Source organism: Catellatospora coxensis (assembly GCF_016862635.1).
Lineage (GTDB): Bacteria > Actinomycetota > Actinomycetes > Mycobacteriales > Micromonosporaceae > Catellatospora > Catellatospora coxensis.
Map to the genome: position 1 here is coordinate 13,815 of NZ_BONI01000010.1, position 12,758 is coordinate 26,572.

Below are 12,758 nucleotides of genomic sequence, written 5' to 3' on the forward strand. Positions count from 1 at the left end.
CCGCGGCCGGCCGGTCGAGGGCCGGCACGGCGGCGAGGACGTCGGCCGGTCACGGTGTGCCCCGCGGAGCCGGCTCCGTCTGCGGTGATGGAGGACGGGGCCGCCGCACGGCGTGCGGCGGCCCCGAGGGTGGATCAGTACTTGCGGGTCGGCAGCGCGGCCTTGGCCTGCTCCGGCGTGAAGGTGGTCTCCTGGGTCTCGATGCGCTGGGGGATGGTCTCCCCGGCCTTGACCTTCTTGACCAGGTCCATCAGCTGGGGCCCGAGCAGCGGGCTGCACTCCGCGATGAAGTTGAACTTGCCGTCGGCCAGGGCCTGCATGCCGTCCTTGACCGCGTCGATCGTGATGATCTTGATGTCCTTGCCCGGCACCTTGCCGGCGGCGGTGATCGCCTCGAGCGCGCCCAGACCCATGTCGTCGTTGTGCGCGAACAGCACGTCGATCTTCGGGTTGGCCTTCAGGAACTGCTCCATGACGGCCTTGCCGCCGGCGCGGGTGAACTCGCCGGTCTGCGACGCGATGATCTTCAGGTTCGGGTTGGCGGCGATGGCCTCGCCGAAGCCCTTCTTGCGGTCGTTGGCCGGAGCCGAACCCGTGGTGCCCTGCAGCTCCACGATGTTCACCGGGCCGGTGGCCGTCTTGGTCTGCTCGACCAGCCACTCACCGGACAGGCGGCCCTCCTTGACGAAGTCCGAGCCGATGAACGTCTTGTACAGCGACTTGTCCGCCGAGTCCACCGAGCGGTCGGTCAGGATGACCGGAATGCCGGCGTCCTTGGCCTCCTTGAGCACGGTGTCCCAACCCGACTCCACCACCGGCGAGAAGGCGATGACGTCGACCTTCTGCTGGATGTAGTTGCGGATCGCGGTGATCTGGTTCTCCTGCTTGCCCTGCGCGTCGTCGAACTTCAGCTCGATGCCGGCTTCCTTCGCCGACTCCTTGATCGAGTTGGTGTTCGCGGTGCGCCAGCCGCTCTCGGCGCCGACCTGCGAGAAGCCGAGCGTCAGCTTGCCGTCGTCGGCCGGCTGCTCGCCGGTGTCGCTGTTGCCGCACGCGGCCATACCGGTCGCGAGCAGAGTTGCGGTCAGCACCGCGACGGCGCGGCGTCGCGTGATGGCCTTGCCCATGGTGAGCATGCGATCTCCTTGGATGAGGATGGGCCTACCCCCGCGCGCCGTGTGGGACGCCGGCGCGCGGCTTTCGCTGTGGTGCGGGTGGAGCGGTGATGGTGCGGTGAGAGGATCGGGTGGTGCGACCGCCGGCGCCGAACCGGCGGTGGTCTAGCGGCCGGCCTGGCCGTACACGTTCTGGTAGCGGTCGTACAGGGAGTCCACGTCGGCCTGCGCCATCGGCAGCGGCTGCCCGAGCACCCTGGCCAGGTGCGCGGTGCGCGCGACGTCCTCGCACATCACCGCGGCCTTGACCGCGGCGCGGGCGTCCTTGCCGATGGTGAACACCCCGTGGTTGCGCATCAGCACCGCCGGCGAGCGGTGCCCGGTCAGCGTCTCGACGATGCCCTTGCCGATGTCGTCACCGCCGATCAGCGCGAACGGCCCGATCGGGATCTCCCCGCCGAACTCGTCGGCCTGCGCGGTCAGGTGGCACGCGATGGCCTCGCCCCGTGCCGCCCAGGCGGTGGCGTACGTGCTGTGCGTGTGCACCACGCCGCCCACCTCCGGCATGGCCCGGTAGACGTAGGCGTGCGCGGCGGTGTCGCTCGACGGCGACAGGTCACCCTCGACGACCACGCCGTCCAGATCACAGACGATCATGTTCTCCGCGGCGAGGTCGTCGTAGGACACCCCGCTGGGCTTGATGACCATCAGCTCCTGCCCCGGCACCCGCGCCGACACGTTCCCGGAGGTCCAGGCCACCAGCTGGTATCGGGTCAGCTCGGCGTGCAGAGCCGCCACGGTCTTCCGCAGCTCGGCGATGACGCTCATGCCCGCTCCTCGCCGGCGTCGGCCTGCCCCATGATTCGCTCGCGAAGCTCGCTCATGCCGCCACCCCCAACGTGACCGTCGGCTTGTCGGCCGAGTGGTGGTGGGCGGCGTTGCGGATGGCGCGCAGGCGCGTCATGACGTCGTTCGCGCCGCGCCCGAAGTGGTCGTGCAGCAGCTCGTACTCGGCGTAGAGCGCGTCGTAGGCGCGAGCCCGGTCCGGGTCGGGCTGGTAGACGCCCCGCTCGACGCGGCCCATCGCCTCCGACGCCTCGTGCACGTCGGCGTACGCCCCGGCGGCGACCGCGGCGTGGATCGCCGAGCCCAGCGCCGGGCCCTGAGCCGAGCCGATGATGCTCAGCGGCCGCCCGGTCACGTCGGCGTAGATCTGCATCAGCAGCCGGTTCGTGGTCAGGCCGCCTGCGACGACCAGCTCGGTGACCGGCACCCCCGCCGCCGCGAACGCCTCGATGATCATGCGGGTGCCGTACGCGGTCGACTCCAGCAGCGCCCGGTAGATGTCCGCCGGGCGGGTGGCCAGGGTCAGGCCGACGATCAGGCCGCTCAGGTCGTGGTTGACCAGCAGCGAGCGGTTGCCGTTCCACCAGTCCAGCGCGATCAGCCCGTGCGCGCCGACCGGCTGCGCCGCGGCGAGCTCGGACAGCCGCTCGTGCGAGTCGAAGCCCGCCGGGGCCGCGTGGTCGACGAACCAGCCGAAGATGTCGCCGACGCCGCTCTGCCCGGCCTCGTAGCCCCAGGCGCCCGCGCTGATGCCGCCGTCGACGACGCCGCACATGCCCGACACCTCGGCCGGCACGGTGCCGTTGACGACGTGGCAGGTCGAGGTGCCCATGATGGCGACCAGGCGGCCCGGGTCGAGGGCCTGCGCGGCGGCGGCGGTGACGTGCGCGTCGACGTTGCCGACCGCGACCGCGATGCCCTCCGGCAGACCCGTCCACGCGGCGGCCTCGGCGGTCAGCGAGCCGGCGCGGCCGCCCAGCGGCAGCAGCGGACCGTCCAACTTGGCCGTGAAGCCCGCGAACCCGGGGTTCAGCGCGGCGAGGTAGTCCTTCGACGGGTACGCCCCGTCCTGGAAGATGCCCTTGTAGCCGGCGGTGCAGACGTTGCGGGTCTCGACCCCGCACAGCTGCCAGATGATCCAGTCCGCGGCCTCGATCCAGCGCTCGGCCCGGTCGTAGACCTCCGGGTCCTCTTCGAGCAGCTGCAGGCCCTTGGCGTACTGCCATTCCGCGGAGATCTTGCCGCCGTAGCGGCCGATCCACGGCTCGCCGCGCTCGTGGGCCAGGGCGTTGATGCGGTCGGCGTGCGGCTGCGCGGCGTGGTGCTTCCACAGCTTCACCCACGCGTGCGGGCGGTGGCGCAGCTCGGGCAGCTCGCACAGCGGCGTGCCGTCGGCCAGCGCCGGCAGCACCGTGCACGCGGTGAAGTCGGTGCCGATGCCGATCACGTCGGCCGGGTCGACGCCCGCCGCGGCCAGCGCCGCCGGGACCGCGTTGCGCAGCACGTCGCGGTAGTCGTCGGGGTCCTGCAGCGCCCAGTCCGGCGGCAGCGGCGCGCCGGACGCGGCGAGCACGCCGTCCATGACGCCGTGGCGGTACTCGTGCACCGCCGTGCCGACCTCGGCACCGTCGCTGACGCGGACCACCAGGGCCCGGCCGGACAGCGTGCCGTAGTCGACACCGACGACGTACCGGTCGCTCATGTCTTCCTCCGCTCGGTTGCTGGCACACAGTGTTAGCGCTCACATCAAGGGGCGTCAAGACATGCCATCGCAACAGATACGTAACGGCCGCTTGCGCTGAGCGACCCAAGAAATTACGCAACTCCGGGGTTCAGACGGCACGCCCGGGTCCAGCCGCTTTCCGGCATCCCTTGACGGCAACCGATGTGTGCGTTAACACTATCGCTGCAAATCGAGTCCGGAACACAGCCGGATCGAGTCCGCGGACTTGCCGTTCGCCCGGTGGCGGCGGCAGCTCGACGGCGGGCGGGGGTGGCACTTCATGCGGTGAGAGCGGCACCCCCGCCCGCTCCCGGCGGCGTCCGTCCGTCGTGGACGGCCGCCGCGGGCACGCTCGCAACCCGCAGGCCCTGGTCCGGGCCTACGGGAGGAGGGAGAACGACCGTCAGGCGGCCGGCGAGGGCGAAGGCGAAGGCGCGTCCGGCGACGGCGTGTACGGGATCGCGCTGCCCTTGACGTACTCGTCCCAGGGCTTGTCGAAGTCGGTCCAGCCGTTGCCGTACTGCAGCCTGCGCGGCGTGCCCTTGGTGATCACGGGATCGCCGATCATCGTCTGCTCGAACAGCCACTTCGCGTCGGCCGTGGACATGTTCACGCAGCCGTGCGAGACGTTGCGCACGCCCTGGTCCTTCACCGACCACGGGGCCGCGTGGATGAACTCCCCGCCCCAGGTCAGCCGCTGCGCGTAGACGATGTTCGTCCGGTAGCGGTTGTTCGGGTCGGGGTCGCTGGTCGTGTCGAACACCGTCTTGGCGAGCCGCTCGATGATCACTGTGGTGCCGCTCGACGACGGCATGCTCGCCCGGCCCAGGCTGACCTTGATGGTCCGCACGGTGACGCCGTCCTTGACGACCTTCATCACCTTCGGCTTGGCCTTGTCGTCGATCGTCATGACCAGCGAGCGGCCGATGGAGCAGGTCAGCGTCGAGTTGCGGGCCCCGAACCACCCGTCGCCCAGGGGCAGCCCGCCCGCGCGCACGTCGACGAACACCTTCGTGCCCGCCTGCCAGAACTCCCGGGGCCGCCAGTGCAGCTCGTCATCGGTGTACCAGGTCCAGATGCCCTCCTGCGCCGGAGTCGTCTCCACCAGCAGCCGCCGCTGCAACGCCGCGCGCTGCGCCACGGGAATCTTGCGGCTGATCCGGAAGATCAACGGCATGCCGACGCCGACAACCGCGCCGTCGGGCAGGAAGCTGACGACCCGGACGGTCTGGGTCGGCTGGGCCATCGTCGTGAAGGTCGACGTGGCCGTGGCGGGCCTGCCGTCGTCACCGGTCGCGGTGACCGTGACCGTGTAGGCCGTCCCGTACGCCAGGGCCTTGGCGGGCAGCCAGCCCCTGCCGTCGGGGTGCATCTCACCCGGCACGTCCGCACCGGCCGCGTCCTTGAGCACGACCTGCGTGGAGACGGCGTCGGTCGCGGTGAACACGATCTCGGCGGAGGCGGGCACCTCGATCGCCTCGGCGGCCGGTTCGGTGACGACGACCTTGGCCTTGGGTGGCGGGGCGTCCGGGCTCTGGCCTCCGGGCGACCCGGTTCCCGACGGGGCCTTGCGGCCGGTGCACGCGGCCAGGCCGATCGCGGCGCCCGTCAGGCCCAGGGCGGCCAGGGCGGAACGGCGCGTCAGCGGACCCAGGTCGGGGCGGGGGAAGGAGGGCATGCGTTCCTCACCGGCTAGTACGGACCGACACCGGCCCGTGGGTGGCGCGGGCAGGCCTCGACGATCCCGGCCAACTGTACGCGGCGATACGCGAAGGGTGCTCACGACGGCCGTCCGGCCCCTGCCGCCCGGCGAACCGCGGACCGTCCGGCCGTGTCCGGTCTCCCGCGCCCGGACGCACCCCGACGAGCAGCACTTTCACCGCAAGGCGCGACCGTCCTGTCCGGACGCTCGGGTCCGGCCGCCGCCACGGTGACACGGTCATCCCACGACATCCGAGCCGAACAGAAGGAGTCACGGATGAGCATCCGGCACAGGCTGGCAACCCTGGTCCTGGCCGCGGCAGTCGCGGCGGTGACCGGTCTGGCGGCCGCGGGGCCCGCGAACGCGGCGCCCACGGCGCAGGACAACCAGACCATGGGGGTCGGGGTCTTCGAGCAGATCCGCAACGAGTACTCGTACAAGTGCCTGATCCCGAAGGGCAATTCCAGCAACCACAACGCCCCGATCGTGCAGCGCAGCTGCGAGAACCGGCCGCACCACCGCTGGGCGCTGTTCCCGACCGGCAACGGCTACTACTGGATCGTCAACCAGGGCAGCGGCCTGTGCCTCGACCTCCTGGCCAACAGCGAGGACGAGGTGCAGATCGGCACCCGGGTGCAGCAGTTCACCTGCAACGCGGCGTACACCAGCGAGGAGTGGACCCCGATCTCGTACTTCGGCACCGGGCGCTACCTGTACCAGAACAAGGTCAAGGGCCTGTGCCTGGACGTGCTGGGCCGCTCCACCGGCAACGACGTCCCGCTGCAGGTCATCGAGTGCAAGCTGTACGAGCCCGCGCAGCAGTTCTACTACCAGTGAGAACGGTCCCGCCCGGCGGGGCGTCGCCTCAGGCGGCGTCCAGCCGGGCGCGCACCGCGTGCGCGTCGTCGTGGCCGATCCGGTCGAGGATCTCCCACGCCTCCGCCAGCGCCGCCCGCGCGGCGGCCCGGTCCCCGGCGGCGAGCCGGGTCTCGGCGAGGTTCCGCAGCGTGGCCGCCGTGCCGAACCGGTCGCCGTCGGCCCGGAACATCTCCAGCGCCCGCTCGTAGCACGACACGGCCGCGGCAAGCTCCCCGAGATGGTGGTGCGCGTACCCGAGGCTGTCCAGGGTGTCGGCGACGCCCTGCGGGTCGGTGATCCGCTGCAGCCGCTCCAGCGCCCGGCGGCAGTGGGCGACGGCCTGGCGGTAGTCGCCGAGCAGGCCGAGCTGCCAGCCCACCGCGTTGAGCGTGTACGCCTCCCCCGCCGCGTTGCCCGAAGCGGTGAACAGTTCCAGCGCCCGCCGCGAGTGCTCCAGCGCCTCCCGGTGCCGGTCCGCCCGCTCCAGGGTCTGGCCGAGATTCAGGAACGTCTGGGCCAGCCCGGCGGTGTCACCGAGGTCGGCGAAGTCGTCCAGGGCCTGCTTGAGCTGCCCGTGGGACTCGTCGTGGCGGCCCAGCCGGGAGCAGGCCCGGGCCAGGTCGCGGTGCGCGTGCGCCTGCCCGGCGAGATCGCCGTCCCGCTCGGCCGCGCCCAGCACCAGCTCCTGGAGCTCGTGCCACTGCGCCCACCTCGCCCGCCGGTCCAGGTGACCGGACAGGGACCAGGCGAGCTGCCAGGCGTGCCGGCCGAACCCCGTGCCGCAGGCCTGCCGGATCTCGGCCGCCAGCACGGCCAGCTCGGCGTCGAACCAGGTCTGGGCCGCCCGGCTGTCGGCGAGAGCCACGGCCGTCACGCCGTCGCCCGGCGGCGCGAGGGTGATGTCGCTGAACGGCGGGTGCAGCAGGACCGCGGCGCGGTGGGCCGTGTGCAGGTAGTGGTCGAGCAGCCGCTTGCCGGCGGCACGGCGGTCGGCGGCGCTGTCGGTCTCGTGCGCCAGCTCGCGGGCGTACGCCCGCACCAGGTCGTGCATCGCGTACCGGCCCGGACGATGCTCGGTGAGCAGGCCCGCGTCGCCCAGTCCGGCCAGCAGCCGCCGCGCCGAGCCGACCGGCACGTCCACCAGGCTCGCCGCCGCCACCGGCGTGATGTCACCACCCGCGGCCAGGCCCAGCAGCCGCAGCGTGCGCGCCGCCGCCGCGTCGAGAGTGCGGTACGACCAGGAGAACACGGCGCGCACGTCGGTGGACTCGTCGCCGGTCCGCAGCGCCTCCAGCTCCCCCGGCTCGTCGCGCAGCTCCCGGGCCAGCTCCGCCAGCGACAGCGCGGGCTGCAGGGCGACCCGGCAGGCCGCGACGCTCAGCGCCAGCGGCAGCCGGGCACACGCCCGCACGATCCGGTCGGCGGCGTCGCGTTCGGCGTGCAGCCGCTGCTCGCCGATACGGGAGGCGAGCAGGTCCGCGGACTCCCCCGGGCTGAGCGGGTCCAGGTGCAGCACCTGCGCGGCCTGCGCCACGACCAGCCCCGCCAGGCGGCTGCGGCTGGTCACCACCGCTCGGCAGCCCGGCCCGCTCGGCAGCAGCGGCCGCACCTGCTCGGCGTCCCGGGCGTTGTCCAGCACCACCAGCATCCGTCGCTTCGCGAGCAGGCTGCGGTACAGCACGAGCTGCGCGTCGGGGCTGGTCGGCATCCGGTCGGGCGGCACCCCGAGCGCCTCCAGGAAGCCGCGGGTCGCCTCGACGGCCGACATGACGGCCCCGGAGGGCTCGAATCCACGCAGGTCGACATAGAGCTGACCATCGGGGAACCGAGTGGCGGCCTGGTGCGCCCAGTCGACGGCCAGCGACGTCTTGCCGATGCCCGGTGGCCCCGTGACGATCACAGGACCGGCTGCCGCCGTCAGTACCGCCAGCTCGGGCTTCCGCCCGACGAAGTGCCGCGCACGGTGCGGCAGACCCTGCGGCCGGACCTGATCCGCCTGGGCGGCTTCCAGCACGACGGACACAGGCTCCTCGCTGAGGAGCTGTTCCACCGCCGCGTGCCGCCGCCGCCAGTACTCCTCCACACCGAACCTGGCTGACAGGCTCGCGGACCGGCCCTGCTGCCGGGCGTACGCGTGGCAGTGGGCCGCGATGGCACGGACGACCCGCCAGTCGGGCAGCCGCTCGACGCGGCCGTTCAGGATCGCCCCGAGCTGGCTCTTGCCCAGCCCGACCTCGGCCGCCAGCACCCGCAGACTCGGCCCGCCCGCCTCCTCGCGCAGACGACGCAGATCGTCGCAGAGCCGGGTCATGAGTTCACGGGCACCGCCGACGGCCGGCATCGTTCTCCCCCAGATCGACGACTACCACCAGCCTAGGCATCCGGCCGTGCACACCATGTCCAGGATCGGACGATGTCGACTTGCTGTCCTCATCGGTCGGCGAGGTGGTGGGAACTCCCGCCGCGCAACGCCTGCGTCAGCTTCCATGCTGATCGCTGGCGAGCGCTTGACGCGCCTGAAAGCATCGGCACATGGTCGATCCAATGATCCGGGTTGAGGTCGTCGCCCTGGAGCCGGGCGGTGGCCGCCAGATATCGCGGCAGGATCGCGTCACCGAGTTGCTGCGGGAACGCGCGCTCGACATCGAGGCGGCAATCGCCGAGGCCGCTCGGATAGCCGGCACCGGACTGGTCAGCTCGCATCAGCATGGCGACTGGCAGGTAACCAGCTTGGAGGCGCGCTTCGGCCTGACGCTCACCGCCGAGGCGGGCGTCATCGTCGGCAAGGCGTCGACCGAGGCATGCTTCGAGATCACGCTTACTGTGCAGCGGCGGGAATAGCGCGTGGGCAAGCAGGACTACTGGGTGGAGATCTCGTTTCGCGGCATGCCGTGCGGTGCCGGTTTCCTGCTGACCCGCAGGCATGTGCTGACCGCCGCGCACTGCCTGCGCCGACGCGGGGTCAAGCAGAGCGACGGCGTCGTCGTGTCGCGCGACAGCGGCCAGTCGGTGGAGGGCACCGTACTGGAGGTCGACCCGGGCCGCGACGTCGCGCTGATCCGAGTCAATGCCAAACTCGGCTGGGCTGTGCAGCCGGTCGTCACGGATCGCGGAGAGAAAGGCGACGAGTGGATGTCGCCGTACCGGCCTGAGCCTGCCGACCCGGAGCTCAAGGGCTGGGTGTTGACCAACGCGACCGGGTTCGAGTCCAGTGGCGGCGCGACCATCGAAGCGCTGGAACTTCAGGTGCGGCAGATGCTGGGCGACTATTCGGGCTACAGCGGAAGCCCCGTGCAGCTGGAGCGACACGGCGGACCCGGCTTGGGCGCGCCCGTGGCCGTGATCGGGATGTTGATCGAGCAGGATCTGCACCGGGTCCGGCGGGCTGAGGCCACCAACGTCCTGTTCGCGATCACCGTCGCCGAGGCCATAGGCGCGTTCGAGGACCTGCAACTGCCCGCGCAGTTCTCCAGGCTCGGCCCGCCGCCGGTGGCGGAGACGGTGTCCGAGGCAGCCGGGAGGCACTTCGCCGGTGCCCGTGCGTCGATCGCCGAGATCAAGGCGATGGTCGACGAGGGGCTCGTGTCCGACATGGAGCTGACCGAGCAGACGAAAGCGCTGCTGCGCATGGCCGGACAGCGGACCATCGATTGGGCAGGCGGTCATGAGTCGGCTCGCTGAGTCCGTCGCCGCCGCCGAGGCCGCGCTGCAATCGTCCACCGGACGTGAGGAAGTCATTCTGCTCACCGGCTCCCTCGACGCTCGTGACATCGCGGAATCAGTCGACTCGGCGCTCTATCTCGCGGGCCTGATGAACGCGCTGCAGCTCACCTCGGGTGTCGACCGGGTCCTCGACCTGTCGCGTGGCGCATTCCCGGAGTCGACGGCGCAGATCGAGAACGTGCGCGGCATCCTCGCGCTGCGCCGTGGAGAGCCGCACGCCGCGCTGCGTGCCCTGCGGGCGGCGATGGCCGAGCCCGCAGACCCCGGCCTCGCGTCTCGGATTCTGGTCAACCTCGCAACCGCACTGCTCCAAGCCGGAGAACACGTCGGGGCGGGGGAAACGGCCGAACTGGTACTCCGCCGGGCTTCCGACCCACGGGTGAGGACGCGCGCGGAGGCGGTTCTGGCCGTGGTGCTGGAACTGCTGGCGCGGCGCGCACACACGCAGATCGAACGGGCGCGCACCCACGGTGACTCGGAAGGCGTGCAGACGGCGATCGAGGTGCTGGAGACGGCCGCGCAGCGACTCGGGGCGGTCGTGGGCAACGCCGATCCGAGAACCGGTGGCGTGCGGGCGTTGCTGGCTTCGGCCGAACTGACCGCGTCCGTTCCAGGCCCATCGACGCCATCGCGTGCCGCCAGACGCGTGCTGATCGCGGAGGATGAGGCGCTGATCCGGCTCGACCTCGCGGAGATGCTCACCGAGGAGGGCTACGACGTGGTCGGGGAGGCGGGCGACGGCGAGACGGCCGTGCGCCTGGCCGAGGAGTTGCGCCCCGATCTGTGCATCCTCGATCTCAAGATGCCGATCATGGACGGTCTGGCAGCAGCCGAGAAGATCGCAGGTTCGAAGATCGCACCCGTGATCATTCTGACCGCGTTCAGTCAGCGCGATCTGGTCGAGCGGGCGCGCGCGGCGGGTGCCATGGCATATCTGGTCAAACCATTCCAGCGCAGTGATCTGGTCCCGGCCATCGAGATCGCGATCTCGCGCTTCGCCGAGATCACCGCGCTCGAGGCCGAGGTCGCCGGGCTTGCCGATCGGCTGGAGACCCGCAAGGTCGTGGAACGGGCAAAGGGTGCGTTGATGTCAGGTTATGGCATGACAGAGCCGCAGGCCTTCAAGTGGATCCAACGCACTGCCATGGACCACCGCCTGACGATGCGCGAATTGGCCGAGCGAATCGTCGCCGAGACCAGCCCGGAGACAGGCTGGCATGGATAGGCGGAGGTAGCCACCCGTCGGCACATCGCGCGTCGGCCGCGGCTGCATCGCGCCGAGGACCCTCACCCGCCGCCGACCGCACCGCTCAGCCGCAGGATCAGCGGAACCCGTCGCGGAGCCGGCGGAAGAAGCCGCCCTCCATCGGCAGCGGGGCGGCCGGCGGCGGGGCCTCCCGGCGCTGGCGGGCGATCGGCTGGTCGTAGTCGGTGCGCGCGATGGCGTCGATGACCTGCTCCTCGGTGAAGTCCTCGGAGCCGGGGATGTGCGGGACGAACCCGACGAGCATCCCGTCGCGCAGCACCTGCGCCTCCAGGCCCGCGGTGCCGTCGGTGTCCCACAGCGCCTCGCGGCCGTCGGGCAGGGCGATCCGGACACCGACCTTGCGGTGCCCACCGCCGAGGGACAGGTGCGCGGGGACCCCGCGGTCACGCAGACGGTCCACCACTCGCCGGGCACGGTTCTCGTCCATGCGCCCACGGTAGCCAGCCACGCTGGGCAGATGCTGGGAACCACGCCGAGGCCCCGGGCACGGTTGCTTGGACAGACCGGACCGCCCTTCCTACGCTGGCGGGCATGACCGGTGGCGATTCGGTGCTCGACTGGCTGCTCGACGCGGATCCCGCGATCCGCTGGCAGGTGATGCGCGACCTGCTCGACGCCCCGCAGCCGCAGTGGTCGGCCGAGCGGGCCGCGGTCGAGACGAGCGGCTGGGGTGCCCGACTGCTCGGCCTGGCCGACGAAGACGGGCAGTGGGCGGGCGGCGCGTTCGCCCCGCGCGGGTTCGAACCGCAGGAGTGGCACGAGGTCGGGCAGCCGTGGACGGCCACCTCGTTCACGCTGCAGCAGCTGCGCGAGTTCGGTCTCGACCCCGGCTCGGAGTCGGCCGCCCGCACCGTCGCGCTGGTCGGTACCCACTCGCGCTGGGACCACGACGGCCAGCCCTACTGGGAGGGCGAGGTCGAGGAGTGCATCAACGGCCGGACCCTCGCCGACGGCGCGTACTTCGGCGTCGACGTCTCGCCCCTCGCCGAGCGGCTCAGCGGCGAGCGCCTCGCCGACGGCGGGTGGAACTGCTCGCGGCAGTACGGCTCGCTCCGCTCGTCCTTCCACAGCACCATCAACGTGCTGGAAGGGCTGCTGGAGTTCGAGCGGGCCACCGGCGGCACCCCGCAGACCCGGTCGGCGCGCGCCTCGGGCGAGGAGTATCTGCTGGCACGCGGCCTGTTCCGCCGCCTGAGCACCGGTGAACCAGCCGACGAGCAGTTCCTGAGCCTCATGTATCCGCACCGCTGGCACTACGACGTGCTGCGCGGGCTGGACCATTTCCGTGCCGCGGCCGCGCTGACCGGCGCGACCCGCGATCCGAGGCTGGGCGACGCGGTCGCCTACCTGCGCTCGCGACGGCTGCCGGACGGCACGTGGCCCCTCGACAGCAGGCTGCGCGGCCGGGTCTGGTTCGACCTGGACGACGGGCCGGGCAAGCCGTCGCGCTGGGTGACCCTGCGCGCGATGCGGGTGCTCGCCTGGTGGGACCGATGACGAAGTCATGCACGCCGGTGGTCTCCC

The 12,758-nt window shown here is 71.6% G+C and carries 11 protein-coding genes; 5 read left to right on the forward strand and 6 right to left on the reverse strand.

Translation table 11 applies throughout. From position 1 onward, the window contains the following. Positions 1-134 precede the first annotated feature (134 nt). The 4 genes from Cco03nite_RS07950 to Cco03nite_RS07965 all read right to left on the reverse strand — a co-directional run bounded on the left by Cco03nite_RS07950 (position 135) and on the right by Cco03nite_RS07965 (position 5,362). Positions 135-1,136, reverse strand: a complete 1,002-nt coding sequence (locus Cco03nite_RS07950; protein ID WP_203690467.1) for an ABC transporter substrate-binding protein — start codon at positions 1,134-1,136, stop codon at positions 135-137. Between the two features lie 144 nt (positions 1,137-1,280). Beyond that, on the reverse strand, positions 1,281-1,943 hold the full coding sequence (locus Cco03nite_RS07955; RefSeq protein ID WP_203690469.1) for an L-ribulose-5-phosphate 4-epimerase: 663 nt from the start codon (positions 1,941-1,943) through the stop codon (positions 1,281-1,283). 52 nt (positions 1,944-1,995) lie between these two features. Then, positions 1,996-3,663, reverse strand: coding sequence for a ribulokinase (araB, locus tag Cco03nite_RS07960; protein WP_203690471.1), 1,668 nt, complete (start codon positions 3,661-3,663; stop codon positions 1,996-1,998). 424 nt (positions 3,664-4,087) lie between these two features. After that, on the reverse strand, positions 4,088-5,362 hold the full coding sequence (locus Cco03nite_RS07965) for a L,D-transpeptidase (protein WP_203690473.1): 1,275 nt from the start codon (positions 5,360-5,362) through the stop codon (positions 4,088-4,090). A gap of 300 nt (positions 5,363-5,662) precedes the next feature. Between Cco03nite_RS07965 and Cco03nite_RS07970 the strand changes: the two genes are divergently transcribed. Then, the gene (locus Cco03nite_RS07970) at positions 5,663-6,223 is read left to right on the forward strand and encodes an RICIN domain-containing protein (RefSeq protein WP_203690475.1); all 561 of its coding nucleotides are present in this window, start codon (positions 5,663-5,665) and stop codon (positions 6,221-6,223) included. 28 nt (positions 6,224-6,251) lie between these two features. On the opposite strand, the gene Cco03nite_RS07975 is transcribed toward Cco03nite_RS07970, so the two are convergent. After that, positions 6,252-8,585 carry an ATP-binding protein gene (locus Cco03nite_RS07975; RefSeq protein ID WP_203690477.1) on the reverse strand — a complete coding sequence of 778 codons (2,334 nt, stop codon included), beginning with the start codon at positions 8,583-8,585 and terminating at the stop codon, positions 6,252-6,254. Between the two features lie 203 nt (positions 8,586-8,788). Between Cco03nite_RS07975 and Cco03nite_RS07980 the strand changes: the two genes are divergently transcribed. The 3 genes from Cco03nite_RS07980 (at position 8,789) to Cco03nite_RS07990 (ending at position 11,192) form a co-directional block, all read left to right on the forward strand. Then, on the forward strand, positions 8,789-9,085 hold the full coding sequence (locus Cco03nite_RS07980) for a CU044_2847 family protein (RefSeq protein ID WP_203690479.1): 297 nt from the start codon (positions 8,789-8,791) through the stop codon (positions 9,083-9,085). Positions 9,086-9,088: 3 nt separating this feature from the next. Next, on the forward strand, positions 9,089-9,925 hold the full coding sequence (locus tag Cco03nite_RS07985; protein ID WP_203690481.1) for a trypsin-like peptidase domain-containing protein: 837 nt from the start codon (positions 9,089-9,091) through the stop codon (positions 9,923-9,925). 637 nt (positions 9,926-10,562) lie between these two features. Further along, positions 10,563-11,192 (forward strand): ANTAR domain-containing response regulator, encoded by a 630-nt coding sequence (locus tag Cco03nite_RS07990; protein ID WP_239167216.1) that lies wholly within the window; start codon positions 10,563-10,565, stop codon positions 11,190-11,192. A 97-nt stretch (positions 11,193-11,289) separates the two neighbouring features. Here the strand turns inward: Cco03nite_RS07990 and Cco03nite_RS07995 are convergent, their stop codons facing one another. Continuing rightward, complete coding sequence (locus tag Cco03nite_RS07995; protein WP_203690483.1) at positions 11,290-11,661, reverse strand: hypothetical protein; 372 nt, start codon at positions 11,659-11,661, stop codon at positions 11,290-11,292. Positions 11,662-11,765: 104 nt separating this feature from the next. Here Cco03nite_RS07995 and Cco03nite_RS08000 point away from each other — a divergent pair, with 104 nt between their 5' ends. Next, positions 11,766-12,731 (forward strand): hypothetical protein, encoded by a 966-nt coding sequence (locus Cco03nite_RS08000; protein WP_203690491.1) that lies wholly within the window; start codon positions 11,766-11,768, stop codon positions 12,729-12,731. The last annotated feature ends 27 nt before the right edge of the window (positions 12,732-12,758 follow it).

Excerpts from the sequence above, each read along its gene's own strand:
- Cco03nite_RS07950 (WP_203690467.1), bottom strand. The coding sequence starts at position 1,136 with ATGCTCACCATGGGCAAGGCCATCACGCGACGCCGCGCCGTCGCGGTG.
- Cco03nite_RS07955 (WP_203690469.1), bottom strand. The coding sequence starts at position 1,943 with ATGAGCGTCATCGCCGAGCTGCGGAAGACCGTGGCGGCTCTGCACGCC.
- araB (WP_203690471.1), bottom strand. The coding sequence starts at position 3,663 with ATGAGCGACCGGTACGTCGTCGGTGTCGACTACGGCACGCTGTCCGGC.
- Cco03nite_RS07965 (WP_203690473.1), bottom strand. The coding sequence starts at position 5,362 with ATGCCCTCCTTCCCCCGCCCCGACCTGGGTCCGCTGACGCGCCGTTCC.
- Cco03nite_RS07970 (WP_203690475.1), top strand. The coding sequence starts at position 5,663 with ATGAGCATCCGGCACAGGCTGGCAACCCTGGTCCTGGCCGCGGCAGTC.
- Cco03nite_RS07975 (WP_203690477.1), bottom strand. The coding sequence starts at position 8,585 with ATGCCGGCCGTCGGCGGTGCCCGTGAACTCATGACCCGGCTCTGCGAC.
- Cco03nite_RS07980 (WP_203690479.1), top strand. The coding sequence starts at position 8,789 with ATGATCCGGGTTGAGGTCGTCGCCCTGGAGCCGGGCGGTGGCCGCCAG.
- Cco03nite_RS07995 (WP_203690483.1), bottom strand. The coding sequence starts at position 11,661 with ATGGACGAGAACCGTGCCCGGCGAGTGGTGGACCGTCTGCGTGACCGC.
- Cco03nite_RS08000 (WP_203690491.1), top strand. The coding sequence starts at position 11,766 with ATGACCGGTGGCGATTCGGTGCTCGACTGGCTGCTCGACGCGGATCCC.